The sequence below is a fragment of the Bradyrhizobium sp. USDA 326 genome (genome assembly GCF_049739485.1).
GTDB lineage: Bacteria > Pseudomonadota > Alphaproteobacteria > Rhizobiales > Xanthobacteraceae > Bradyrhizobium.
In genome coordinates this window covers 1640823-1665625 of record NZ_JBMGQA010000001.1, presented here as the reverse complement: position 1 = coordinate 1665625, position 24803 = coordinate 1640823, and the positions used below count along the sequence as shown (strand labels likewise).

The window sequence follows — 24803 nt, the reverse complement described above, 5'->3', positions numbered from 1 at the left end:
CAGCTTCTCGGCCAAGCTGTGGTCCTTTAACAGCGCCGGCCCCTTGCGTTCTCGATCATAAAACATCCAGCGGTGGTCCCCCTTCGAACGAGGAACCTGGACTGTTGCGGAGGTAATTCGTGGCTCAACAGTTCCTCCTACATTGACCTGTTACGAAATCGCGTCGGGTGTCCCAAGGAAGGACGACACTCGTGTCACGAAAATACGCCGCGCCATTTTTATGCCTGAGCCGGGACACTGAAATTTCCCACGCAACAAACGCACTGCACGCCCTGTGCCACTGGCCGAGGCATCTTTCGATGCGGCGTTCATCTATCCTCACCGCCGCAGACGGGGACAAGCAAACGCCTCGTGAAATTGATCCCTCGCCCGAGGCCAGACGGGCCTATGACCCCGGCCGGGTGGCCGGATCGGCCGTGAAGGCTTGGATCAGCTAAGGCATAGATTTGGTGCTGCGATCGTCAATTTAGGCCGGCAGGAAGTCCGAAACGCCTCGCCGGCTTGCGTAAACGAGCTTTGGTCTACGACTTGTCTCGGATCAAGTGCGACGTGAAGGTGTTCACACATGATGAACGCGATATGACTTAGATGGAGGTAGCAGCTTCGGTCGAGCGATCGCCGAAAGTTGGTGACGGCGGGAATCGAAAGGGCGGCATATCGTGGGTGCTTGACGCCTCCACTTCTTCACCGAAGGAGCGATATGCCCTATCCAAAGACAACATCATCAAGTTGATTCCGCCGGTGCGGATTCCGCTCGATGTCGCCCAGCATTGAACGAACCCGCTACGCGGGAGTGGGGGCAAGCCTGGTGAACTGAGGTGTCCTGTCTGAGAGGATGTTGGTCTTCGCACCACCCCTCTCAAGACAGGAGATCCAGATGGCTACGATGAGCCCTCTTCGGCAGCGCATGATGGAGGACATGACGGTCCGCAATCTGTCGCCGTCGACTCAACAATCCTATATCTATGCGATCGCAAAGTTTAGCCGCCATTTCGGCTACGCCCCGGACCGGTTGAGTTTCGAGCAGGTCCGCGCCTACCAACTGCATCTCATCGGTCAAAAGCGTTCGTGGTCCCACATCAATCAGGTGGCCTGCGCGCTGCGGTTCTTCTACGGTGTCACACTCGGGCAGACGGAGGCATTCGAGTGGATCATCGGTGGCCAGAAGCCCGACAAGCTCCCGCTCGTGCTTAGTGCCGAAGAGATCGAGCGCTTCCTGGACGCGGTTACAGGGGTGCGCAATCGCGTCGTGCTGGCGACGGCTTATGCGGCTGGCTTACGGGCCATTGAAGTCGTCCGCCTGAAGGTGAGCTCGATCGACAGCAAACGAATGTTGATCCACATCGAGAACGGCAAGGGCGGCAGGGATCGTTACGCGATGCTTTCTCCGCGACTGCTGGAGATTCTGCGTACATACTGGATACGAGCCCGACCGGGGCAGTGGCTATTTCCAGGCCAAGATCCAAGTGAACATGTCAGCGTCCGCTGCGTCCAGGCGGCCTGCCGCGCCGCCCGCCGCCGCGCTCGGCTTGCCAAGCCGATTACTGTCCATACGCTCCGGCACTCGTTTGCGACCCATCTCCTGGAAAGCGGGATCGACATTCGCATCATTCAAGTTCTGCTCGGACATGCCGACCTGGGATTGACCGCGCGCTACGCTCAGGTTGCGACCAATCTGCTCGCCCGCACGACCAGCCCATTCGATGGACTCTCCGTCAGGGTGATCCCACCCGATTGAGCTGCGCATATGCGCCCGATGCTTGAGGTGGCGGACATCCTCCGCCGCCACGGCGACGCGTTCCGTGCCGCGCAGGGTCCTCGGCTGTCCTCCGATCAGCGCCGTGTGATGGCGGCCATCGAGGCGTGTCGCACAGCGACGCTTGGCGGCCACGTCGAGCGGTGCGACGACTGCGGCCTGGTCCGTGTCACCTATAACAGCTGTCGCGATCGGCACTGTCCAAAGTGCCAAGCGCTCGCGCGCGCCCAATGGCTCGCCGAGCGCCAGGCCGACCTGCTGCCGGTCCCCTATTTCCATGTCGTCTTCACCGTGCCGGCGCCGGTGGCCGCCATCGCGCTGCAGAACAAGGCGGTGGTCTACGACATCCTGCTCAAGGCAGCGGCTGAGACGATCCGTTTCATCAGCGCCGACCCGAAGCATCTCGGTGCCGAGACCGGGATGATCGCCATTCTCATTACGTGGGGCCAGACCCTGACGCATCATCCGCATGCCCATTGCCTCGTGCCAGGCGGCGGGATCGCCCCTGATGGAAGCTGGGTTCATTGTCGCCCCGGCTTCTTCCTTCCCGTTCGCGTCCTGTCACGATTGTATCGTCGGCTATTCCTGGAGCGCCTGCAGGCGGCGTTCGATGGCACCAAGCTCCAGTTCTTCGGCCATCTCGCGCACCTCGTCGAGCCAGCGGCATTCGCCCGCCATCTAAACGCCCTCCGCAAGGTCGAGTGGGTCGTCTACGCCAAGCGTCCCTTCGGCGGACCAGAACAGGTTCTGGCCTATCTCGGGCGCTACACCCATCGCGTTGCGATCGCCAACAGCCGGCTCCTTACCTGTGACCAGGGCCACGTTCGCTTCCGGTGGAAGGATTATCGTGCTGGCAACAAATCCAAAGTGATGACACTCGACACTGAGGAGTTCCTTCGTCGCTTTCTGCTCCACATATTGCCGAAGGGGTTCCGCCGCATCCGTCATTTTGGTTTCCTGGCGAACGCCTGCCGCGCCGCCAAACTCGCGCGCATCCGAGCGGCGCTTGACGCGCCGCAGCCACCTCCGCCTGCCGAAGCTATCAACTATCGTGAGCGCTGCGCCATCCTCCTTGGTCACCGCCTCGACTTGTGCCCCATCTGCGGAGGCCGCATGGTCGAGGTTGGGCCTGTGCCGCGTGCGCCAGCGCAGCGACGCGCAGCACCTCGCTGCGATACATCATGACCGACGACCTCGACTTGTCCGCTCCCACTGCACGCATCGCCATGCCGACGTTCTCCGCCGGAACGATCAAGCACGCTCACAACGCCCGGCGAACGGGCGATAGTCAGCCGCCTGGGCCTCACGCGCCGTTCGACGCTATCGACGGCGACATCCTTTGCTGCCAACATCAGCCACAATCTGCCGCCACACTCGCTCGCGGACCCGACATCAGGTCAATTGCGCCTACCGGCGCCTAGATCGAGCCCCCATAGCTCCGCGCTCACAAGACGCGGCTTCGTTCAATCCAGCTTCAAATAGGTCCCGCGCTGGAGTTGCGGCGAGATCTGCGACGCGGGACCTATTTGAACCCTCCGGTATTCCGAGATGATGTCGCCCACCATTCCGGGATGATGTCGCCCGGGTGACGAGACCTCTTCTGGCTCCCATAGGTCGTCCCTTTCGGCTTTGCGAAGGGGGACCCTGGATGCCGACGGAGAGGCTTGCGATGCGCCGCGTGCGCGATGTGATCAGGATGAAGGCGGCCGGGTTGCCGAGCCGCGAGATTGCGCGGCGGATGGGCGCGGCGCCCTCGACAGTACGGTTGACCATCAGGCGGGTCGAGGCCGCGGGCCTGAGTTGGCCGTTGCCCGACGAACTCACGGACGCGGCCCTGGAGGCCCGTTTGTTCGCCAAGACCGGCAACGGCAACCGGCAGGGTCACCGCCGCATCGCCGAGCCCGACTGGGCGGCGGTGCACCGCGAGCTCAAGCGCAAGCACGTGACGCTGTCGATCCTGTGGGAGGAGTACATTGCCGCCGAGCCCAGCGGATACCGGTACTCGCGTTATGTAGCGGCCAAATTAATGTTGTCGCCGCTGGAGTGAGCCAAGGATTTCCGCCAATCTCCTCGGCTCACTCCGCAACATAAGAGTGTACAACCTTTCGGCCTACAGGGCCTTCAGGAATGCCATCAACGACGGGAGAGAGGGTTGCCGAGGCGGCGGCCTCAGGCTGCTGATATCGACCCTGGCTAACGCCTCTGCTTTCATCTCCAGGTCGACTTCAGCATAGATGTGCGTAGTGTCTAATGACACGTGGCCCAGCCAAACACGGATCGTGTTGATGTCGACGCCGGCGCGCAGCAGGTGCACGGCCGTTGTGTGCCGAACCGTATGCGGGCTCACGCGCTTCGTCGCCAACGTCAGCACCGTTTCGCCTGCCATAGCGGCATATTGCGTCACGAGACGGTGTATTCCGAAGCGCGTCAAAGGCTGGTTCGTCCGCCCGAGAAAGACCGCTTCACTTTTGTTCCGGTCGGCCACAAGACGAGTCAACGAAGTTGCCGTCGTTGACCACAATGGACAGATTCTGACTTTGTTTCCCTTGCCGTGAAGTCGCACTGACGGGGACGCACCCAGTTGGAGATTGCCGACGGTCAATTTTTCTGCCTCATCGGCGCGAGCACCGCTGTTGTATAAGAAAAGCAGCAGAACATGGTCGCGCACGCCAAGACTCGTGCGTCTGTCAGGTTGGTTTAGCAACGCGTCCATCTCGGCCTTTTGGAGATATCCGATCGCGGTCTTGGCCGTCTTCTTGAACGGCACTGCCCGTATCTCGGAACACCAGGCCAGGTGGACCGGCGAACGCGTCCCGATAAAGCGCGCCAGTGAATGGATGGTCGCCAGCCGTTGGTTGCGGGTGACCTCGCTGCACTGGCGAGCTCCCGGTGGTCCAGGAACTTGCGGACGACTTCCGGCGTCAGCTCTTCCACGGTCATGCGATCGATGGCGCGGCCTCCCTGCTTGCTGGCAAACGGCAATAACAATGTCAGCGTGTCTCGGTAGCTGGCTTGAGTGTTGCGGGAAAGATTGCGCTCGGCGACCAGATGTTCCAGCAAGAACCGCCGGATTCACGGACCAAGCAGGCTCTTATCCTTCATGGTCGACCTCCATCGCGTACAGAGCAAAGCGCTCGCTGGCTGCCTGGAGGAGATCCGGCGCCATCTGCAAATAGCGCTGGGTTGAACGGATATCGATGTGGCCAAGGTAGGTTGCGAGTTGCGGAAGCAGTCGCTGCACCTCCTGGCCGGAGCGATACCATGCGATCACCCGGTGCACCGCGGCTGTATGGCGAATATCGTGCAGCCGTGGAGGTCGAGGCTCGCCGACAGGGCAACTGATTCCGGCGGCTCGGTGGACATGCTGAAACCAGGAGATGACCCGCACATAGTGCCACGGTCGACTTCCGCGCGTAGTGAATAATGGAGCTTCTTGCCCGCGCGGCAGAGGGAGCCGGCGACGGCGCTCGACGTACTCGACCAGTTCCTGGTTGAGCTTTGGTCCGATTGGCACGAGGCGCGTTTTGAAGAACTTCGTGTCACGCACGGTGATGACCTGATCAATCAGATCCACGTCTTGCAAGACTAAACGAAGCGCCTCGCCAATGCGCACGCCGCTTCCGTACAGCAACAAGAGGAGCGTACGGTACATAGCTGGCACGTGAGGGCGATGCCCAACCTTCAGGATCGACGTCGCGTCCAACAGGCGGCGCAGTTCTTCCGTGGAGTAAACATAGGCCGTTTGTTGCGGCGGCAGCTTTGGAGACGTTGTCGGCAGTGGGGAGGATGCCGCGTACCCGCGACTGATGGCGAATCGATAAAAGCCGCTCAAAACCCTATATCGGAGCATCCAGGTGGCACTGAGCGATCCTTTGCCTTGGAGAAACTCGGCTACTGCCTCTGGGGTGACTTCGCCGATATCTCGATGGCCCATCGTTCGGCAGAACCTGCGGGGCAGAACCTCAGCCGACTCGAAACGCGCCCCCAGTGAGCGCTGCTTGGCCAGATAGGCGTCGACAACATGGGTCAGCATCATTGGAGGCCTCCCAGGTCGCTCCGACCTTGCGAAGCGCCTGAATGTTCACCTTGGCGTAGATGCTCGTTGACGCCGCGCTGCGATGTCCCAAATGGTCCCCGATCTCCTTTATCGACAGACCTTCGGCAAGAAGCCGGGACGCGCAGGCGTGGCGCAACGCATGGCCACCGCGGTGGGCCGCGTCGATTCCAAGTGCAAAAAATCTGCGGTTAGCGACATCATAGATGCTCCCTGCCTTCAACGGTCGACGGGGCGCGTGCATGCAGAGGAACACTTCCGGGCACGATGATAGTGGCCGCACCGTGTCGATGTAGCGGGCGAGCGCCTCAGCTGCAGAGGGAAGCAGCGGGTAAATCTGCGGCTGCCGGCGCTTCAGGCGGAAAAGCCGTAGCCTCCCACCGGCCCAGTCGATCTGATCGAGGCGCAATGCCGCCACTTCGCCACTGCGCATCCCGTAGATCGCAAGCAACAGCAGGATCGCACGATCACGAATGTCCCGGGGGTTGTCAGTCTCGGCGTCGGCCAACATGCGCTGCACGTCGCACCAATCTGGGGCATACGGCAGCGACTCCTGACGATAGAGCCGAGGCCGGCAAATCGAGACCGCTAAGCGGTCCGTACACATGCTCCGCTTTGCCGCGTAGCGCAGAAATCCCCGCAAGGCAGAGGCTGTGTTGGCCACCGAAACGCGGGACCATCGTCCCGTCGCGTGGGCGACGAAATAGGCGTCAACGTCTTCAGGCTGAAGATCCCTGAGTTGCCGGTTGGTTTTGTCGCACCAGCGCAGGAACCTGCCGATTATCCGGCTCCATTGCTCCACCGTCGATAACGAGAATCCGCGCTCATTGCGCATCCATGTCACATGCTGGTCGAGTTGGCTCTGATACTGAAACACGACGGTTGGTTCACGCCACCAACCGAGAAATCGAAGCCAAGGCCGTCCGATGTCGACCACTCTTCGTGCTGCGGTGGCAGCCCCCGTCAGGCGCAGACGCTCGGTCGCGATCCGTTGGAGTGCCTCGATATCGATGCCCTGCGAAGCATCTGGACCGAGACGTGCGGCAATCCGCAACAGCTCGTTGCGCTTGATCTTGAGAGAAGCTGCGGTCGCACCGGCTTCTGCACAGTGGCGAAGCTACCGCTCGTCGCTGAATGGCGCATCATCACGGTGGGGCACGGTCAAGGGGATGGAATAAATCGTCTGATCCATAGCGAGCCTCCATTGGACAAATGGTTCGCTACCCAGACGTCGAATTATGTTGCGCGAACAATGCTCCCAGCGTTCACGCTCCCCGTAATTATAGCTCCATGCACAATATAAATTTGGCCGCTACATAACAGGTGTACCCGAAACCGTCGGGATTGACGGCGCGATACTCCTCCCAGAGCAGGCGACGGGTTACGTTGCGTCGGCGGAGCTCCTTATCGATCTAGCTCCAGTCGGGCACCGGCCGCTGCGGGCTCTGAGACGCTGGTCGTGGGGCCGGGAAAAGCAAAAGCTCCAGGTCTTCATCGGTCATTCCCTCCGGAAGCGGCCAGCTCAACCCAGCAGAGCGCGCGCGGCTCAGGTAGCTGTGCACAACGCCGTTGCTGACGCCACGCTCCGCGCAATGGCCCGCTCTGGCAGGCCTTGAAAATGTTTTAACCGAAGGACTTCCTTGATCCGGCGCATCGACAATCTCTGAGTAGGCATTGGGCTTCCTCGTTAATCACGAGGTCATCCCTAAGCCGGTTGAGTTGTCGGCCGAAGCGCTGCAAGGCTCCGAAAACCTTGCTCACAATCCCGCGAAATCGTTGCTCACGATCGTCTGAAATCTCTGCTCACGATCCCCTGAAATCCGCGCTCACGATCCCGCGAAACGCGCAACCCCGACCAGTTCGTCATGGCTCAATCAGGTCGAGCGCTTCTTCGCGCTTCTTACCGATAAGAAGATCAGGCGCGGCGTCTATCGCAGCGTAGCCGCCCTCAGGGCGGACATCGCCTCGTTTATCGAACGACATAACGCTGATCCCAAGCCGTTCCGATGGACCAAGTCAGCTGATGATATCCTTGCTTCCATCGAGCGCTTCTGCCGTTACAATGCCCCGCTACAACACGACGCAATGTTGCGAACTTCTGGTTCAGGACACTAGCGACAGCAGCCAGCCTTGTTCGGCCCCACTTGCGTCAGCGGCTTGCCAAGCGCTCGCCCGAACATTCTGCTCACGCAGTCGCTAGAATGCATAGTCCTCAGTCGTTTCGAATGAAACTGTCCTGCATCGAGAATATCATGATCGAAGGGCGGGTCCTCGCTAACGCCGCTGTAAATAGTGCCGATCACGGGAGCGTTCTCGCATGTCGAGTTCACAATGGGTGTCGTAGGCGCCCGGCATGACGGAGAGGCAGCAGAATCTTGGGATTTCCGGTACTAGGGCATGATGGTTTTACACACCTATTTGAATTTTTGAGATAGTTGGCGCATTCTTCTTGGAGAAGATATCGAGGAGTTCGCCGATTTTGCGCCAGTCGCTTTGACATCACGTGTCTGTGTGGCTCGCATCACGTGTTTGAGCTTCGCGGAGACATGCTCGATGAATTGAGGTCGGGACTGTAGGGTGGCAGGAAGAGGAAATGCGCTCCTGTTGGGCAGGTGCGGTGCGTTGCGGGCCCCCTTCTTGTGACTGCCGACGTTGCCGAGGATGGCGACCATACCGCCCGCACGTCCGTCTTGATCCTGCGATCAGCCAGTTCCTGCGTCAATTTCCGCAAAGTGAATGGTCCGGAGCGAATGCGCTTGCGCAGCCGGTCGGCGTTGGTGCCAGACAGAACCGCTTGGTTGTAAGGGCCAATCTTGCTGGAAGAAACGCCTCCGGTCTCGCGCCGCAGATTTTTCCACTTCGTCACAGCAGGAAGGTCTGATCTGAAGCGCGTCTGCAATCGAACGAATCGTCTTGCCAGCATTAGCCCTCGCCTGGAGGCTTGGTCCCACCATGTGCGCTTCGGATTTCACAGCTACCCTCGACCAGGCACTCGCCGCATCCGGCCTTGACCACATCGCCGTCGCGCACCGGCCAAAGCTTCTCAGCAAACAACGGTTCGAGTTACGTCGCGGACGATCTGGCCAAGTGGCTCGACCAGAAGAGCATGCAGCACGTGCGCGGCGCTCCGTACCATCCTCAGACTCAGGGAAAGATCGAGCGCTGGCATCAGACGCTGAAGAACCGCATTCTGCTCGACAATTACTACCTACCCTGTTATCTCGAACGTCAGGTACGGTCCTTCGTCGAGCACTATAATCACGTCCGCTATCATGAGAGCATTGACGACCTCACGCCAGCCGATGTCTACTTCGGCATGGCTGAGGCGATCCTCGCAGAACGAACCCGCATCAAGCGCGACACCAACGCAAACCGCCGCTTGCAGCATCAACTGCAGGTCGCTTAAACTCTAACCCTGATGAGCCAGAGCCTCCCTTCTCAAAAAGCCTGACCAGTCTCAAATCATCTGACGACGGACAATGGGGGAGAAGAAAATTATCTACGCCGAATTCAAAGCTTGATCGCCTGAAAGCCTGTAGCCCTAGCCCTCCGCTCGAATTAGCAAGGTGGGATTGTTCAGAGCGGGCGCGCCGCGACCTTCGGGGTAATGGTAGACCGACCAATTCTGGTAGGGTGCCAGCCAGAATTTGGAGCGTAAGATGGTCGGCCACTTTTTCTCGGCACGAGAGCAGCAACAATGGACGTACTCCCTCGCATCCAAGTTCTCCGGAATCTTATCGAAGAACAGATTGAAGTCGTCGCGGCGGCCATCTGCGACGGCAAATCTCCGTTGGAAGCCGAGCTGCGTTTAGAGTGGCTTACTCGCGAGCTGGTGATCGAAGAGAGCGGGGAACGCGTCTTCACGCACCAGAGCATAGCTCAACGGCTTTGGGATCAGTACCGATGGGCCACTCGCATGCGTCGTCGCCCCTACACTCTCAAACAACCGCGCTCGAACTAACAGCCTTCCGGCCGAAAGAGCATCACGCGCTGTCGGTCGAGGAGTCGTTCAGTCTTTCAGATCAACAGCTTAGCGACCAAATTCCGGCCGGTGCGCGATTCTCAGCGATGCCGCCCTCAGGAGCGCCAAGTCGCCGCCTTGGAAGTTTGGTCGCATGCGTGCAAAAGCGCGGCCGGGCTTGAGCGTCAACCTTGTTGCAACAGCGCCGACTCGAACAACGGCGATGACGGTAAGCTAGGGGCTTTTCATCCGTGCCGGAACTGGCACCAAGACGTTCGCTTGCGCTGTCGATGATTGCGAGGCCGACAACGATCGACATGAAGTCGTTCTGGATAGGCGCTAGGTGCAAACATTAAGACGTGCACAAGTCGGAAAGCAGGCAAGGCCAACACGAACATGGTGCCAACTGCCGGCCATTGCTTGGCACGAAGAATGCAGCCCCTCGATATGCCCGGGGTGCCCTCCCTTGGGCATGGCCACCATCGCAAGTTGAGGCTGTGGCTGGCCCCCGAGGTTAGCGGCGCGTGACATAGACGGGGGACGGCGCCTGCTCGTGCGCGACACTGGCGGGCACCTGCGTCACGTCGCCGCTAACTTCTATCTTTCGCGAATAGCGCGTTCGGCGGTTGGTCCGCTTTAGAACTGGCGTGTCGACAAGAGCGGATGGGCGGACTTATGAACAGAATGGTTGGAAGACGCGCGCTTTGGTTCTGTTTCGGCCTGCTGCTGATCTGCCTGGCTGAGGCCGCCACGAGCAACAGTGTTCGCGCCGACGACAATCCACTTATCGACAAGGTCAAGTCGATGTGGCGAGCACAAGACGGCGAGCCAGTAGAACGAATTATTTCCAGGGTCGCGAAGGTGGCGCACTTCGTCCCACGAACGTGGGGAGTTGTCGGAGCAATTGATCAACTGAGTATGTCTTTCTTTCGTGGACTAGGCACCGCCACCACAGATCACTCGAAGAATACGTGATCACCTGGAAGGTCAGACCGGACGGAGCGATTAAGATTGCGTCGACATATGCGAAGCCGATGGAATTGAGCTGGCGGGCCTTCGCGCTCTCATTGATTGCCGGTGAAGTCGCTGACGGCGAAAAGAACGTGAACCTTCGCTTTCTGCATGATCCGACCAATTTCAACGTCGTCACGACCGCGCAAGGCAAGCTGGGTAATCTCCTCGGGCACGGCCGTTGCACGATCGTTGAACCTGTTAGCGGGGATTACTTGCCGAAGGTGGACGAGAATCAGGCCACGACAGGTGATCTGTGGCGCGTGCTGCTTTTGGTGAACTGCAATATTCCGGGACCCCGTTATTTTACCCGCGAGGGGGGTCATCACCTTCGAGAAACGCGATGGACAAGAGTGGGAGCCGCAATCCTTCCTTGCCAAGCGTATTGCGACATTTCCCCCGGGCTCTTGGTTTGATCACATCGAGCCGGATGAACGGGACGCACTAGAAAGGGCACGCAAGGCCTCGGCAAATGAACGCAGAGAACAATTTCGCGGCACGGCTGATTGACGCCGGTCGTCTCGCGGCAATAGCACGTACATGCGGTCTGAAAGCTGACGTCTCATATTACGTCAATGAGGCGCTCAAGGAGCTTTGGCGAAGCAGGTCTCCCAAAGAGGCAAAGAAGATCGCTGAGCGCTGGGTCTTGTGGGACGCAGAGGGAGGCCGTGGCCATGCCACCGCTGGAAAACGTGGTTCAGTTCCATCGCGCCGGCACGGCGCAGGTGCCGGTTGTGAATCGGCCGGTGACGCCGTTGCATGCAATCCGGGCTTGGTTCGAAAAACAGGACGACGGGGTGCAATGCGAGATCGCTGGCATGGCGGCGCTTTTGGTCTTCGAAGGTGCGGACCTTCTCGACCTCAGCAGCCGAGAGTGGTGTGACTGTCTTCGGAGGTGGCTGAGTGAGGCGGGCTTGCCAGCCCATACGATCATCGGCCGCGCTTTGACGTTCCGGACCTGTTTTGAGTATTTTGCGGAGAGCAGGTTCACCGAGTCGGGGTGGAGGCGGTCCGAAACGACCGCTCTTAAAATTCTCGAAGATGCTAAGTGCGACCCGAACTCGGAAGCCGCGCGCCTTGCACCGATTGCCGAGAGAATGCTCGACACCCTGCCCGCTCGAAAGGGCCGTTGGATGGAGGTGCGGAAGTCCTGGAGAGAACTGGCCAGTGCCAGCCTCACAGCCCGAAGTCTCAGAGTTTGGAGCACCTTTGCAGACGAAATGAAGGCTCACGGGCTCTAATTTAGGCGAAGAGTGCCGCGCCATCCCGAAAGACTTTAGCGAGGCGCAAGGACCGCTAGTGCTTGCGCTCGAACTCGACCCGGTCGCTGACCAAGCACCTTGTAACGTCACCTTGGCATCGTCGTGCTGCAATATGGTCGGGTTTGGCAAAAGCGACAACCGGAACCAACTCAATTTCCGTCTTGTCCGGTTGCTTTCTGTCTTGTCTGGTTGGCGACGGGTCGGTTGGAAACCCGACATGACGACGCTTGCATTCCGTCTTCAAGCAGGGCCCGCAACCAGCTCCTTGCGCGACGCACAGCCGCTGCTGGTATGATTTGATCGATCCCGATCAACGCGGCGCTATTGCTGCTTATGGTCAGGCGCCCGACGGCGTCTGCATATGGCTTGTGTACGTCGAAGAGCTTCGGCGCTTGCTGATTATGCAGTCTCGGGAACGGTGGTTCGCGATCACATTTTTAGCACGCGCCGCCATCGGCGCGCCGATTGCATGGAATCTATATTTCCAACCGCTACATGCCGGAGAACTTTATGTGCTCTTGCTTCTCTCGTTTCCCGCCTTGATCCACCGAAGCAGGTGGCTCCTCGCAACGCCTATTTGGTCGGAACAGGGATCGCTGCCTTGGCCGCAGCGGCCTACCTCGTCAAGGAGGGCGGGCTATCGGGCTCGAATATCGTTCTGTTCGAGCAGATGGAGCTGTTCGGCGGAAGCCTCGACGCGCATGGCAATCCGAAGGATGGATACGTCATGCGCGGCGGCCGCATGTCAATTGCACCTACGACCTGTTGTCCTTCATCCCCTCAATTGCCGACCCCATGAAATCAGCGAAGGACGAGCTGATGGAGTTCCATCAGGAGTTCTTCTGGAACGACAGGGCGCGTCTGGTTTCGGGCGGTCAGATCGTCGACGTCTCCGATCTGGGTTTCAGGGAGAGGGATCGGCTCGACCTGATCGCGCTTTGCGCGACTCCAGAATCGGTGCTCGACATCAGGACGATCCAGGACTGGTTCGAACCCCACTTTTTCCGCAGCAACTTCTGGTTCATCTGGTCCACGACCTTTGCTTTTGCGCCTTGGCACAGTGCGATCGATTTCAAGCGCTACTGTCTACGCTTCCTGCATCTGTTCTCGACGATCGACACTATGGCGGGCATTTACCGCACGCAGTTCAACCAGTTCGACGCCATGGTCCGCCCGATCGTCGCATGGTTGAAGGCCCGGGGCGTGCGGCTCGAGATGGGGGCGGAAGTGACCGATATTGATGTTGTGATCGAAGGCGGGCAGAAGACCGCGACGCATTTGCACTATCGGCAGGACGGTGAAGATCGCGTCATCGATCTGGCTGAACAGGATCTAGTGTTCGTGACCAACGGATCAATGACATCCGATACCAGCTACGGTTCGATGGACACGGTTCCGGCGCTGAATACGACGCGAAATGGAGGTTCGTGGGAACTTTGGGAACGTCTGGCTGTCAAGAGTCCAGACTTCGGGTGCCCCGCCGTCTTCGTTTCCAGGATCGACCAGTCCAAATGGGAATCCTTCACAGTCACGGCGGACGATTCGAGCTTCTTCGACCGGCTCGAAGCCTTTTCCGGCAGCAGAGCCGGCAAGGGCGGACTGGTAACGATCAAAGACTCCAATTGGCTCCTGACCGTCGTCCTTAATCGTCAACCGCACTTTTACGAACAGCCGAAGAATGTCTTGGTGTGGTGGGGCTATGGGCTCTTCCCGGATCAGCCGGGTAACTTCGTGCATAAGCCCATGTCGGAGTGCACAGGGCGTGAAATTCTCATCGAATTGCTTTCGCACCTGCGATTCACAGAGAGTATTCCGCACATCCTCGACACTTCGCGCGTCATAACGGCGATGATGCCTTACATTACCGCCCAGTTCATGCCGCGCGTGAGGACCGACCGGCCGAAGGTCATCCCGAAGGGATCGCGCAACCTCGCCTTCATCAGCCAGTTCTGCGAGATTCCCGACGACGTTGTCTTTACCGTCGAATATTCCGTGCGCGCGGCGCAGACCGCCGTTTTGGGCTTGCTCGACATCCAGCGTCCGGTCTCGCCCTTTGTATAAGGGCCAGCATGATCCCCGCGTCCTCTTCGACGCCTGGAAGACGCTGCACCGCCATTGACCAACGGCACGAGGCAAGGATCATGGGACGTTTGAAGAACAAGGTTATTCTGGTGACCGGCGGAGCTCGCGGGATGGGTGCGGCTCACGCGCGTCTGCTGGTGGCTGAGGGGGCGAGGGTCGTAATCACTGATACTCTTCATATAGAAGGAGAGGCTCTCGCCGCTAAACTGGGCGAATCCACGCTCTATGTCCCTCAGGACGTTACCCAGCCGAAGGAGTGGGCCGAGGCGGTCGCAAGCGCCGAGCGGCGCTTCGGCGCGCTGCATGGGCTAGTCAACAACGCCGGGATCGCCAACATGGCCCCTATCGAGCAGTTCCCGCTCGATCAGTGGAACAAGACCCTCGCCGTCAATCTGACCGGTGTATTCCTCGGAATGCAGGCGGCCCTGCCGGCCATCAGGCGCGCCGGCGGAGGTTCGGTCGTCAACGTCTCCTCGGTCGAGGGGCTGCGGGGCAGTGCCGGGCTCCACGCCTATGTCGCTTCCAAGTTCGGCGTTCGGGGCATAACAGAATCCGCTGCGCTGGAAGCCGCAGCCTCGGGAGTCCGCATCAACTCGATCCATCCCGGCTTCATTGCCACCCCGATGGCCGAGAGCTTCGAGTCCTCCCTCTTCCCCGTTCCACTCGGGCGGGCAGCCGAGCCGCAGGAAGTGTCGCAGGCAGTCTTGTTCCTACTCAGCGACGAGTCCAGCTACCTTACCGGTTCCGAGATCGTCATCGATGGCGGTCTAACGATCGGCGTCCCGCGCAAATGCCTGGCGCCCGAGAACACCTTTTAATGAGCCCAAGGATTGTCGATCCAATCGGACGGAATGTTCCATGTATTACGGTAGCGGAAATTACGAAGCCTTTGCCCGCCCCCGCAAACCCGAAGGTGCGGACAACAAGACGGCGTGGCTGGTCGGTGCGGGCCTGGCGGCGCTTTCCGGTGCGGCCTTCCTGATCCGCGATGGCCATATGCGTGGCGACCGGATCACCATCCTCGAACGGCTGAAGATCCCCGGTGGAGCGCTCGACGGTAACCAAGACCTGGGAGGGGGCTTCGTGATCCGGGGCGGCCGCGAGATGGAGGATCATTTCGAGTGCCTATGGGACTTGTTCCGGTCGATCCCGTCGCTGGAAATCGAAGGTGCCAGCGTGCTCGACGAATTCTATTGGTTGAACAAGGATGATCCGAACTACTCGCTGCAGCGGGCGACGGTGAACCAGGGACAGGATGCGCGTACCGACGGCCTTTTCACTCTGAGTGAAGAAGCGCAGAAGGAATTGATTGCTGTCTTTCTTGCCTCCCGTGAGGAGATGGAGAGCAAGCGCATCGACGAAGTGTTTGGGAAAGAGTTTTTCTTCAGCAATTTTTGGCTTTATTGGCGGACGATGTTCGCCTTTGAGGAATGGCATTCCGCCCTGGAGATGAAGCTTTATCTGCATCGGTTCATCCACCATATCGGAGGCCTGCCGGATTTCAGTGCGCTGAAGTTTACCAGGTACAATCAGTATGAATCGCTGGTTCTACCGTTGTGCAAATGGCTGTTGGAGCAGGGCGTCAAGTTCCGCTACGACGTCGAAGTCACCGATGTCGATTTCGACTTAAAGGCCGGATGCAAGCAGGCCACGGCCATCCACTGGCTGGAGGATGGCGTCGCCGGCGGTATCGGCCTTGGCGCCGACGATCTTGTATTCATAACGATCGGGTCGCTCACTGAAAACTCGGACAAGGGAGACCATCACACGCCCTTCAGGCTTGACGAAGGCCCGGCGCCAGCTTGGATCTGTGGCGGCGTATTGCGGCCAAGGACGCGGCTTTCGGCCGCCCGGACGTCTTCGGCGGCAATATCCCTGCAACAAAATGGGAATCGGCAACGATCACGACTCTTGACGCGCGCATTCCGGCCTATATCCGCAAGATCGCCAAACGCGATCCGTTCAGCGGCAAGGTCGTCACGGGAGGGGGTCGTCACGGCGAAGGATTCGAACTGGCTGCTCAGTTGGACTGTAAACCGTCAACCGCATTTCAAGCACCAGCCCAGTGATCAGATCGTCGTCTGGCTCTATTCACTTTTCGTCGACAAGCCCGGCGATTACGTGAACAAACCGATGCAAGATTGCACGGGCGAGGAAATTACGCAGGAATGGTTGTATCACCTCGGCGTGCCGATCGATGAAATACCGGGACTGGCCGCGACAGCCGCAAAAACAGTGCCGGTGATGATGCCCTACGTCACATCTTTCTTCATGCCGCGGCAGGCGGGTGATCGACCAAATGTTGTGCCCAAAGGCGCTGTCAATTTTGCCTTCATCGGCCAGTTTTCTGAGTCGGCGGAGCGCGATTGCATCTTCACGACCGAATACTCAGTTCGCACTGCGATGGAAGCCGCCTACACGCTCCTCAACGTTGAACGCGGTGTGCCGGAGGTGTTCAATTCGACCTATGATATCCGCAAGCTTCTCGCTGCAATCGGCATACTGCGCGACGGCAAGAAAGTCAGAATCCCCGGATCGACGCTCTTGCGCGAGCTAATGCTGAAGAATATCGACGCTATGGAGCCCGGCAAAACTGCTCAATGAATATCATCGATCTCCAGGTGAGGGGGTCTTGTGCGATCCCACCTGTCTTGTGCAGCTGGAGAGCTCTGTTCTCCACTGCTCGTACGAGGGTGAATTGCAAGGGGCGAGTGCTTCGTCGAGGGCCGAAAGCGGCGCACTCATAATATTGCGCATGACGGCGCACGCGAGGCTACCATCCTGTCAAATCGGACATGAAAACCAATTCTTGAGGCGTCACAGATCGGACGCATGGGCCTTGCTCGGATTGCGCAAACTCGGACAACTAGGCGTCGAGCCAACGACGCTCTTGAGGAGCCGCTGCCATGGTAGTGACCAAATTCGGCATGACGCTCGGTTCTGAGAGGGACTGCAGGGGCTTTGATTTCTGAGAAGTTTGAGGTTTTTCGGACTCCAGCCGTGAGATCGGGAGGACGGAAACGTCCTCCTTCGGGCGCGATGCATAACATGGCGTGGTAATGGAAGCCGCAACCATCGCGCCTTCACATAATGCTGACGGCGACCGTTGCTTGATAGTCGCGTTCGATGCGCCATCTGAGCTCCATATCGAGCAGGAGGCGGACGGAGGTGCTCTCAGGTCGAGCCGAATGCAGTATCCACAACGTCGCCGACCGCCGACGTGTGGCCCCGGATGAAGCAGAGTACGGTCGGGCCGTTGCTTCAAGCTCGGTGGATTGTTTGGCTTGCCGCAGATGATGGCCGTGGTTTGAGATGATCCAATATCTTCGAGCCTTGGCTGAACGACTTCGACCAGAACTTCTCCGCAAAGTCCAGGTGGCACTTCAGGAGCTCCGAGGGAGTCTTGGAGTCGGAAAGATTTCTTAGAAGGTTGGCCTGGTCGTGCAGAGAGGAAGCAGCGAAACTTAATCCGTCCTTCAGTGTCGTCGCGAACAGGTGCCTTGTCGCTTCGATCGATTTTTCCCATTCCGGGAAAATTAATGGAATGCGTGATGCCGCTGCTGCCGCCGCATGTTCTCTAAAGCCATCGGTGGCGGCGCCCGATGCCTGGACCGGTCCGGGCTCCGGACGTGCCCGCCGTTCGCGTTTCTCGTCTTCGGTTATATTCGTGGTCATTCGACGTCTCCTAGCCTAAGGGGGATTGTAACGAGCTGAGTTGTTCGCTGCTCAGCTTCGATCATCAACCTTGAGAAGCTACCACAACCGCCAACATGTCATACCTACCTCATTTGGTATCGCGTGATCACACCGCAAATTGCGAACTCTGCGCGCCATTTGCCGGAATGTTCACCCGTCTTCGGCTCGAGACCGAGAACCGCGGTAACCTCTGATGGGCGCCGGCTATGTGTAGATCGCTTGCGCTGCCCGAGGCGGTAAGGTCGCACGTCGATACAGGCCAATCAGACCTTCAATAATTGCTCACGAGTTCGAAGTCGGCCCTTACGGCGGACAAGATCGCGTCGATAGCGTCCTCGTCGTCCCTCCTAGAATGATCCGATCATCGAACCCAAAAAAATGGCGAGGGCCAAGGCGATGATCGGCCCAACGATGTTGGCCATCACCATATCGAAGTAGCTCTTGCCATGGGTCGAACCGCAGACCGCAAGCAGCGTCACGACGGCACCGTTATGCGGTAGGCTATCGAGGGTGCCGGAACCGATCACGGCAATGCGATGCATGAGCGCCGGATCAATGTGAGACGTCTGGGCGATCTGCAAATAAGTGTCACCAAGGGCATCGAGCGCAATGGTCAATCCGCCGGAGGCCGATCCGGTCAAGGCAGCAAGAACGTTTATCGCGATGGCGAGAGAGACGATAGGACCGCCGGAGATCGACAGTACCCAGTCGCGCACCGACACAAAGGCCGGTAGCGCAGCGACGACGGCTCCAAAGCCGACGAGGCTCGCCACGCTGAAAATGGGGAGCACCGAGGCGTTTGCGCCGGCATCCATGCTCGCCCTTAGATCCGTCAGACGGGCTCGATTGAGGGCGATGAGCGTCGCCGCGGCGGCGGCGAGAGCGACTGCGACCGACCACACCCCGGCGACGCCGGCGAGGGATGTCCCGCCTCAGCGCTCCTGCGCGAGGAATGAGAAATCGAGCCGTGGCAGGATCAGGAGCGACATCAGCAGGTTCACGCCCACGACCACGAGAAGCGGGATGATCGCCGTGCCGATCGGTGGTGGCACGTCGCCGCGCTTGCCATGCGTTATTTCGGCCGGATCGAACTCGTGGGACGATGTTGCGCGCTCGCGGATGAACTGATCGTCAGCGACCGCTCCGCTGACGAGCTCTGCGTCTCCGCCATAGCCTTCACCGGCCTTGCGTGCCGATCCCTCGGCGCGGCGGAGCCACCAGAGCCCGAATGCAAGCATGATCGCCGCAGCGACGATGCCCAATCCGGGCGCGGCAAACGGAGTGGTTCCGAAGAACGGCATCGGAATCGTATTTTGAATCGCGGGCGTTCCGGGCATTGCTGACATCGTGAATGTAGAGGTGCCCAGAGCGATGGTGGCCGGCATGAGCCGACGCGGGATGTTCGCGACGCGAAACATTTCCCGTGCCATAGGCGCCAAAACGAAAAAGGCGACGAAAAGGCTTACCCCGCCGTAGGTGGCGACCGCGCCGGCAAGCACCACGGCAAGGATCGCGCGACGCGCCCCGAGCTTGGTGCTCATGAAATGAGCGATCGCGTGGACCGATCTGCTGTCGTCCATCAGCTTGCCGAACAGCGCACCGAGCAGAAATATTGGGAAGAATTGCGCGATGAACTGCGCAGCGCCGTCCATGAAAGTCTGCGTCCAATGGGCAAGCAAGGGCTCTTCGGCGAAAGCCGCAGCGACGATCGCGGCAGCCGGCGCCAGCAGGAGCACGCTCCATCCGCGGAACGAGAGATGAGCAGGCCAAGGGCAACCAGGATCCCGACGAGGCCCATGGCGTCAAACCTGCTCCAAGAGCAAATCCAAATCCATCGAGGAACGCCTGCCGATATTCTGGTCGTTCGCGACGAGGAATGCCTCCGCGGCACGGCGGCCTTCGTCGCGCAGCATGCAGAGAAAGTCCCACTCGGCATTGAGCTTTGACGAGACGCCGAGCCCGGCCAGAACCTTGCTCGCGATCAGATGGATGCGCATCTCGGCCCATTTGCGCCCCTCGGAACTCCCAGCGTCCGCGACCTGCCGCAGCAGCGCGATCATGCGCAACTCCTTGAGCAGCGTGGCGTTGAACGCAATCTCGTTCAACCGATCGAGGATCTCGCGCGTGGAGCGCGGTGTCCCGGGTCGCTCGACCGGATTGACCGCGACGAGAAGCGTGTCATGCGAGTCACACTCGCGTACGAGCGGCGTGATCGTCGGGTTCCCGGAGTAGCCGCCATCCCAATAGGACTCGCCATCGATCTCTATCGCGCGGAACAGGGTCGGCAAGCAGGCCGAAGCGAGCAGAACGTCGGGTGAAAGCTCGGCGTTGCGAAACACACGCCCACGGCCGGTATGAACGTTGGTCGCCGTCACGAACAAGCGGATCGGGGAGTTCGCGATTTGTCGAGAATCGACCGACTCGGCGAGGACCTGGTGCAAAGGGTTTGTGCCGGCAAGATTGAGGTCGTACGGCGAGAACACGCGGCTCGCCAGATCGAAGGCGAGATAGAAGGGCGACGTATCAAGGGTCCAGCGACCGAGGATGACGTCCAGCGGACTTCGCCGAATGAGACTGAACCGCGCTGAGTGAGCGACCCGTCGCCAGAAGGCCTCCAATGCAGACTTGGCGCCGGCCCGGCCGTTGGTCATAAACCCGCCCGCCAGCACGACGGCGTTCATCGCGCCGGCCGAGGTGCCCGATATCGCCTCGATGCGCAGCCACGGCTCATCCATGAGCCGATCGAGCCCCCCCAGGTAAAAGCGCCGTGCGATCCACCGCCCTGCAGCGCGAGATCGACCAGCACGGCATCGCGCGCTTGGCCCGCGCGTTTTTGCGGCTCCTTCAAGGCCATGGCGGGCTCCGACTGGCGTGCCACGTCGCGGCCGGCGAACGACATACAAAGTTGTCGTCAGCTCCTGCCAGGGAACGGTTGCGGGAGTGGTCGCGGCCGCTCGATTCCTGGCCGACCTGGCCTCGGAGGCCGAGTGACCGGGCGGTGGCCTGGCCGTCGCCATCCGTGCCATCCCGCCGGACCACCCCAGCCCATGCCGCGCCTCGAAGCAAAACCACACCTATACCAGCCGCCACCGCGCCATCCCATATTGTACCAACAATAGCGATGGCCTCTCCACGTGAACTGGACAGTTTCCGCGAGACGAAGCTCGTCGGCGGCCTGACGCACGCCCAGCGGCGCGATAAGGCCGGCTTGCGAGCGACCGCTGGTCGCCGTAATCCCTGCCGAAGCAATCCCAAGTGCGAGCCGCCATAGAAGCAATCTGCGCATGATTTTCTCCCGGCTTTTGATAGCGCCGAAGAGAGCCCGGCTGAGCGGTCGCGGAGCCGTATGGCTGCAGCCGGCCTCCTTCGCGGCGATCCCGCCCAGGGACCGATGCCTTTGCGCACCGACCCCTACGCAAAACTGTAGCGTATTCCGCTGCCACAGCGACTGCCGTGACAGCGCAGCTACTACCGTTCTCGGCGACGCTTTGACGCTGGCGCCAGGTTTTGGCTCACTGGCTAGGCAGGCTTCGCCTGAGTTGCGGCTGCGAGAGCATCACGCAGGTGCTGCTCTCTCTTTTCATCGAGCGAGGTTGTCAGGACAATCCCTCCCGCATCCTTAATCGCATTGAGAACCTTGTCTGACGTCATAGACTGGATCAGCAGGAAGAGGACGGCATCGCCCGATCTTACCTTCGACGCGAGATCCTTCATGAACTGGTCTCTGATCCCGAAATCGGTCAGCGCACCGCTCAGTGCGCCTGCGCCGGCTCCGAGAGCCACGCCTAGAAGCGGATTCAGGAAGACCATCCCCAATAGCAATCCCCAGAAACTGCCACTTGCGGCGCCGGTCATAGTGGTATTCACAAGTTGACTGAGTTTTACAGAGTCCCCAGTTTTGACGGCGATCACGGCATCGCTGATCGTGATCAGATACTCGCTCTGGAGCTTGAATATTCTTTGCCGAACTTCCTCCGCTTTGGCTTCGGATGGGTACACGATCGCAACAAGGTCTGACATTAAAAGCTCCCCTGGTGACTGTAGTGCTCCCCAATTGCCTGCTTGATGCACGGCCGAAGCTTACCCCCCGAAGATCTCTTGTCGACTGGTCAGACAAGCAGGTTGACAATCTCAAGATGCTTTGATTTGGGGCCGCGCCCAATGGACGTCCACCCCTCAACGGTCAACGTAACGGAACTCAAACAAACAGTCGCAGCCGAAACCGACCCGTCAAAGCCGGGCCTGATCGCCGACGCCAGTACGATCCGCTGGCCGGGAGGCGAAAACAAAATTGAGGCCGATCAGCTCGACCGCGAGTGTCGGCTCGCTCGCCATCGCTGTCGGACTGCTTTGGGTGGAAATGAAGTCGCGATGACCTTCAAGCCAGGCGCTCGCAAATACGCTGACCGAGGTTGGTGACGTGAACCGTTTTGAGAGCCCACGTCAACTTATGGGTTACCTCGGCCTAGTGCCAAGCGAACGATCGACGGGAGAGTCTGTCAGGCGTGGTAGCATGACCAAGGCCAGCAACGGCCGTGTTCGCCACATGTTGGTCGAAAGCGTCTGGACATATAGACACCCGCCGAAGATCGGCAAGACAAAGCTATACCGGCTTGAGCAGGTGTCGCCTGCAGTGCGAGAGATTGGTTGGAAGGCGCAGAGCTGCTTGACGGCCCGCTACCGGAAGCTGGCTGCGCGCGGCAAGCGAACGACGGTAGTCTGCACCGCTATCGCCCGTGAACTGGTCGGGTTTATGTGGGCGGTTGCCAGGCAAGTGCACACAGTCTGATAGGCGCCCTTCTTATCATCGTGCATGGGCGGAGGCGGGACCACGGCAGAGGGAATGCCCGTCAGACGCTTTGTGGCCGGCAAGAGCGCCGACGCCCGTAGTAAGATAGGAGCAGACCTCGGACGCACAATCGGGAATGCGGTAGCCAATCCGCGCATCAGAGCTTGATCACCGACGTCCTTCGGTTCCGCCTCCACCTATTCACGACCATCTCTACGAACAGCCGATCGACGATCGGACGATGCTCTGCGTTCTAATCCTTGACAGCGGACATCAGAGCGTCGTTTTCAGGCCACGGTTTTGAGGGTTTGAGCGCGGTAGGCCAAGGCAATAGCCGGCCGATGTCGCGGTTGGGATGCCCGTTGACGATCCTGGTCAGGACGTCGGTGAGATAGGCAAGCGGGTCAACGTCGTTAAGCTTGCAGGTTTATGCCGCCCGCCGAACTATGCCGAGTCGGATCGTTTTCCCCAGATTTTTCGCTGACCGGCGTTTGGTCGGTTCGGCATAGTTCGTTCTGTGCCTCCACTTTCAACAGCGGAGAACAGGAAGATGGAAGTTGAAGAGTACTTGGGCAGAAGCCGGCTGTACCGGCGTCTCAGAAGTGGGCCGCACGGACAGTTCGTCGAGCGCTGCGCCACTCGTCTCGTCGAAGAGAGGCTCGTTCGGCACGGCACGTGGCGTTACCTCGACGTGATTGGCGGGCTCCTGAGTTGGATCGCGGGCCGTCGCCACAAGCTGGTCGATCTCGATGAGCTGGTCGTTGAGCGGTACCTCCGACATCGAGGCGGGAGGCAGTCTATCCAACCTGGTGACCGAGCTGCGCTCAAGCGATGGCTGTGGGTGCTGCGCGAGGAAGGCGCGATCGCGCCGTTGGTGCTACCGCCTCTCAACCCGCACGAACGGATCTTCAAGGAGTTCGATGCCTACCTGCGATTAGAGCGCGGCTTGGCCCCGAGGTCCATCGTCCGCCATCTCCCAGTCATCCGCAGGTTCCTGTACGAGGTGTGCTCCGGCGGCGCCGGCGCCCTGCGCAAGATCAGCCAAGAGGACGTGATCCGCTACGTTGAGCCCCACGCCCAGGATTGAGGCCCGGAAACAGACAAGGCGATGTGCTTGGTCGTTGCGTGCCTTTCTCCGTTACCTCCACCATCGGGGGCTGAACGCGCGCTCGTTGGCGGATTGCGTTCCATCGATGCGCCGATGGAAGCTCGCAACTCTGCCGACCTATCTGCCTGCTGCTCAGGTGCGGAAGGCTCTCGACGGTTGCGACCGAGAGACGGTGATGGGACGGCGCGACTACGCCATTCTGTTGTTGCTGGCCAAGCTCGGCCTGCGAGCCGACGAGGTTGCGACGCTCACCGTCGACGATATCGACTGGCGCGCCAGCGAGATACTCGTTCGCGCCAAGGGCCGACAGCGTGCACGAATGCCGGTACCGCCAGACATTGGCGCGGCTATCGTTGCATATCTGCGCAATGGCCGCCCAAAGTCGTCGTGCCGACGGCTGTTCGTCCGCACACTCGCGCCACACGTCGGCTTTGCTTCCGGATGCGCGATCACCATGATCGCCGAGGCCGCTCTCGATCGAGTTGGAATCGAAGGTTGCGCCCACCGCGGCACCCATATCTTCCGACATAGTCTCGCTACCGATGACCTTGCCCCAAGTTTTATCCGGTCCTGAGTTCGCCCCGGCTGTTTGATTTGCCCGGTTGGGCGGTGGTAGCGACGGGAGCTGGCGCGGAGCCCTCGGCATTCTTACAAATCGCTGGCGACCGCGCTGGGCGTGCCCGAAATTCTGTCCAGCATTTTGCTAGGCCACGCCGTGCCCGGCATCAGCGGGCGCTACATCGGCGAATTGGCCGTGCTGCGGTCGGTGGAGCTACGCGAGGCGCAAGAATCCATCTCGCGCCGGGTGTTCGAATTGCTCGGGCTCAAACTTACTCGGGATGCGAAACGTCCAAGAAAGGCGAGGGGCCGCATAATGAGCCGGAACACACCACGTACCACGGGCAAGCCGCAGGCCCTACGGGCCTGCGGAAAGCCGGACGTGCTCCGCACATCCGGAAAGTCGCACGGGATACGGATTGCCGATAGCGTGCTCGCGCTGGTCGCGACGTTCCGACAACTCCTGAAGGTGATGCAGCGCGTACGCTACACGCGCGAAGATTAGAAACGCTTATCGCATCATTGT

Annotated in this window: 16 protein-coding genes and 9 pseudogenes; 15 read left to right on the top strand and 10 right to left on the bottom strand. The window is 59.9% G+C overall.

Going from position 1 to position 24803, the window contains the following annotated elements:
• Nucleotides 1-877: 877 nt before the first annotated feature.
• From ABIG06_RS07980 to ABIG06_RS07970, 3 genes and pseudogenes are all read left to right on the top strand, one after another.
• Nucleotides 878-1738: a tyrosine-type recombinase/integrase gene (locus ABIG06_RS07980; protein ID WP_370137425.1), complete on the top strand. Its 861-nt coding sequence runs from the start codon at nucleotides 878-880 to the stop codon at nucleotides 1736-1738.
• A gap of 9 nt (nucleotides 1739-1747) precedes the next feature.
• Entirely contained in the window at nucleotides 1748-2941 is a 1194-nt protein-coding gene (locus ABIG06_RS07975) for an IS91 family transposase (RefSeq protein WP_424578188.1), read from the top strand.
• A 484-nt stretch (nucleotides 2942-3425) separates the two neighbouring features.
• Nucleotides 3426-3767: pseudogene (locus ABIG06_RS07970) on the top strand (helix-turn-helix domain-containing protein); the annotation flags it as partial.
• Nucleotides 3768-3866: 99 nt separating this feature from the next.
• On the opposite strand, the gene ABIG06_RS07965 reads toward ABIG06_RS07970, so the two are convergent.
• The 5 genes and pseudogenes from ABIG06_RS07965 to ABIG06_RS07945 form a co-directional block, all read right to left on the bottom strand.
• Nucleotides 3867-4523, bottom strand: coding sequence for a tyrosine-type recombinase/integrase (locus ABIG06_RS07965; protein ID WP_370137428.1), 657 nt, complete (start codon nucleotides 4521-4523; stop codon nucleotides 3867-3869).
• Nucleotides 4454-4816 carry a site-specific integrase gene (locus tag ABIG06_RS07960; RefSeq protein ID WP_370137430.1) on the bottom strand — a complete coding sequence of 121 codons (363 nt, stop codon included), beginning with the start codon at nucleotides 4814-4816 and terminating at the stop codon, nucleotides 4454-4456. The genes ABIG06_RS07965 and ABIG06_RS07960 overlap by 70 nt, the downstream gene beginning before the upstream one ends.
• 31 nt (nucleotides 4817-4847) lie before the next feature.
• Nucleotides 4848-5792 (bottom strand): tyrosine-type recombinase/integrase, encoded by a 945-nt coding sequence (locus tag ABIG06_RS07955; protein ID WP_424578187.1) that lies wholly within the window; start codon nucleotides 5790-5792, stop codon nucleotides 4848-4850.
• Complete coding sequence (locus tag ABIG06_RS07950; RefSeq protein ID WP_370137434.1) at nucleotides 5719-6864, bottom strand: tyrosine-type recombinase/integrase; 1146 nt, start codon at nucleotides 6862-6864, stop codon at nucleotides 5719-5721. Before ABIG06_RS07950 ends, ABIG06_RS07955 begins: the two co-directional genes overlap by 74 nt.
• Nucleotides 6865-7126: 262 nt before the next feature.
• A pseudogene (locus tag ABIG06_RS07945) lies at nucleotides 7127-7485 on the bottom strand (sigma factor-like helix-turn-helix DNA-binding protein); the annotation flags it as partial.
• Between the two features lie 173 nt (nucleotides 7486-7658).
• On the opposite strand from ABIG06_RS07945, the pseudogene ABIG06_RS07940 reads away from it, so the two are divergent.
• From ABIG06_RS07940 to ABIG06_RS07905, 8 genes and pseudogenes are all read left to right on the top strand, one after another.
• Nucleotides 7659-7925 (top strand): annotated as a pseudogene (locus tag ABIG06_RS07940) (IS630 family transposase); the annotation flags it as partial.
• 813 nt (nucleotides 7926-8738) lie between these two features.
• A pseudogene (locus ABIG06_RS07935) lies at nucleotides 8739-9216 on the top strand (integrase core domain-containing protein); the annotation flags it as partial.
• Between the two features lie 1230 nt (nucleotides 9217-10446).
• On the top strand, nucleotides 10447-10746 hold the full coding sequence (locus ABIG06_RS07930; RefSeq protein WP_370137435.1) for a hypothetical protein: 300 nt from the start codon (nucleotides 10447-10449) through the stop codon (nucleotides 10744-10746).
• Nucleotides 10743-11198, top strand: a complete 456-nt coding sequence (locus tag ABIG06_RS07925; protein WP_424578186.1) for a hypothetical protein — start codon at nucleotides 10743-10745, stop codon at nucleotides 11196-11198. The genes ABIG06_RS07930 and ABIG06_RS07925 overlap by 4 nt, the downstream gene beginning before the upstream one ends.
• 258 nt (nucleotides 11199-11456) lie before the next feature.
• The gene (locus ABIG06_RS07920) at nucleotides 11457-12023 is read left to right on the top strand and encodes a hypothetical protein (protein WP_370137439.1); all 567 of its coding nucleotides are present in this window, start codon (nucleotides 11457-11459) and stop codon (nucleotides 12021-12023) included.
• 382 nt (nucleotides 12024-12405) lie between these two features.
• Nucleotides 12406-14105: pseudogene (locus ABIG06_RS07915) on the top strand (oleate hydratase).
• Nucleotides 14106-14185: 80 nt separating this feature from the next.
• The gene (locus ABIG06_RS07910) at nucleotides 14186-14944 is read left to right on the top strand and encodes a glucose 1-dehydrogenase (protein ID WP_424578185.1); all 759 of its coding nucleotides are present in this window, start codon (nucleotides 14186-14188) and stop codon (nucleotides 14942-14944) included.
• Nucleotides 14945-14984: 40 nt separating this feature from the next.
• Nucleotides 14985-16730 carry an oleate hydratase gene (locus tag ABIG06_RS07905; protein ID WP_424578184.1) on the top strand — a complete coding sequence of 582 codons (1746 nt, stop codon included), beginning with the start codon at nucleotides 14985-14987 and terminating at the stop codon, nucleotides 16728-16730.
• A 657-nt stretch (nucleotides 16731-17387) separates the two neighbouring features.
• On the opposite strand, the gene ABIG06_RS07900 is transcribed toward ABIG06_RS07905, so the two are convergent.
• The 4 genes and pseudogenes from ABIG06_RS07900 to ABIG06_RS07885 all read right to left on the bottom strand — a co-directional run bounded on the left by ABIG06_RS07900 (nucleotide 17388) and on the right by ABIG06_RS07885 (nucleotide 21842).
• Nucleotides 17388-17801: a hypothetical protein gene (locus ABIG06_RS07900; RefSeq protein ID WP_424578183.1), complete on the bottom strand. Its 414-nt coding sequence runs from the start codon at nucleotides 17799-17801 to the stop codon at nucleotides 17388-17390.
• A gap of 368 nt (nucleotides 17802-18169) precedes the next feature.
• Nucleotides 18170-19620: pseudogene (locus ABIG06_RS07895) on the bottom strand (GntP family permease).
• A gap of 4 nt (nucleotides 19621-19624) precedes the next feature.
• A pseudogene (locus ABIG06_RS07890) lies at nucleotides 19625-20676 on the bottom strand (patatin-like phospholipase family protein).
• A 665-nt stretch (nucleotides 20677-21341) separates the two neighbouring features.
• Nucleotides 21342-21842, bottom strand: coding sequence for a DUF1269 domain-containing protein (locus tag ABIG06_RS07885; RefSeq protein WP_109141623.1), 501 nt, complete (start codon nucleotides 21840-21842; stop codon nucleotides 21342-21344).
• A gap of 379 nt (nucleotides 21843-22221) precedes the next feature.
• Here ABIG06_RS07885 and ABIG06_RS07880 point away from each other — a divergent pair.
• Nucleotides 22222-22611 (top strand): annotated as a pseudogene (locus ABIG06_RS07880) (transposase); the annotation flags it as partial.
• Between the two features lie 253 nt (nucleotides 22612-22864).
• Here the strand turns inward: ABIG06_RS07880 and ABIG06_RS07875 are convergent.
• A pseudogene (locus tag ABIG06_RS07875) lies at nucleotides 22865-23038 on the bottom strand (transposase domain-containing protein); the annotation flags it as partial.
• 123 nt (nucleotides 23039-23161) lie between these two features.
• Between ABIG06_RS07875 and ABIG06_RS07870 the strand changes: the two are divergent.
• The 3 genes from ABIG06_RS07870 (at nucleotide 23162) to ABIG06_RS07860 (ending at nucleotide 24782) form a co-directional block, all read left to right on the top strand.
• Complete coding sequence (locus ABIG06_RS07870; RefSeq protein WP_424578182.1) at nucleotides 23162-23698, top strand: hypothetical protein; 537 nt, start codon at nucleotides 23162-23164, stop codon at nucleotides 23696-23698.
• Between the two features lie 106 nt (nucleotides 23699-23804).
• Nucleotides 23805-24293 (top strand): tyrosine-type recombinase/integrase, encoded by a 489-nt coding sequence (locus tag ABIG06_RS07865; protein ID WP_424578573.1) that lies wholly within the window; start codon nucleotides 23805-23807, stop codon nucleotides 24291-24293.
• Nucleotides 24294-24395: 102 nt separating this feature from the next.
• Nucleotides 24396-24782, top strand: coding sequence for a hypothetical protein (locus tag ABIG06_RS07860; protein WP_225132205.1), 387 nt, complete (start codon nucleotides 24396-24398; stop codon nucleotides 24780-24782).
• Nucleotides 24783-24803: the final 21 nt, after the last annotated feature.

Bases quoted from the DNA above. Each gene is read 5' to 3' on its own strand.
- ABIG06_RS07980 (WP_370137425.1), top strand. From the start codon at position 878: ATGGCTACGATGAGCCCTCTTCGGCAGCGCATGATGGAGGACATGACG.
- ABIG06_RS07975 (WP_424578188.1), top strand. From the start codon at position 1,748: ATGCGCCCGATGCTTGAGGTGGCGGACATCCTCCGCCGCCACGGCGAC.
- ABIG06_RS07955 (WP_424578187.1), bottom strand. From the start codon at position 5,792: ATGATGCTGACCCATGTTGTCGACGCCTATCTGGCCAAGCAGCGCTCA.
- ABIG06_RS07930 (WP_370137435.1), top strand. From the start codon at position 10,447: ATGAACAGAATGGTTGGAAGACGCGCGCTTTGGTTCTGTTTCGGCCTG.
- ABIG06_RS07920 (WP_370137439.1), top strand. From the start codon at position 11,457: ATGCCACCGCTGGAAAACGTGGTTCAGTTCCATCGCGCCGGCACGGCG.
- ABIG06_RS07910 (WP_424578185.1), top strand. From the start codon at position 14,186: ATGGGACGTTTGAAGAACAAGGTTATTCTGGTGACCGGCGGAGCTCGC.
- ABIG06_RS07905 (WP_424578184.1), top strand. From the start codon at position 14,985: ATGTATTACGGTAGCGGAAATTACGAAGCCTTTGCCCGCCCCCGCAAA.
- ABIG06_RS07900 (WP_424578183.1), bottom strand. From the start codon at position 17,801: ATGACCACGAATATAACCGAAGACGAGAAACGCGAACGGCGGGCACGT.
- ABIG06_RS07885 (WP_109141623.1), bottom strand. From the start codon at position 21,842: ATGTCAGACCTTGTTGCGATCGTGTACCCATCCGAAGCCAAAGCGGAG.
- ABIG06_RS07870 (WP_424578182.1), top strand. From the start codon at position 23,162: ATGGAAGTTGAAGAGTACTTGGGCAGAAGCCGGCTGTACCGGCGTCTC.
- ABIG06_RS07865 (WP_424578573.1), top strand. From the start codon at position 23,805: ATGCGCCGATGGAAGCTCGCAACTCTGCCGACCTATCTGCCTGCTGCT.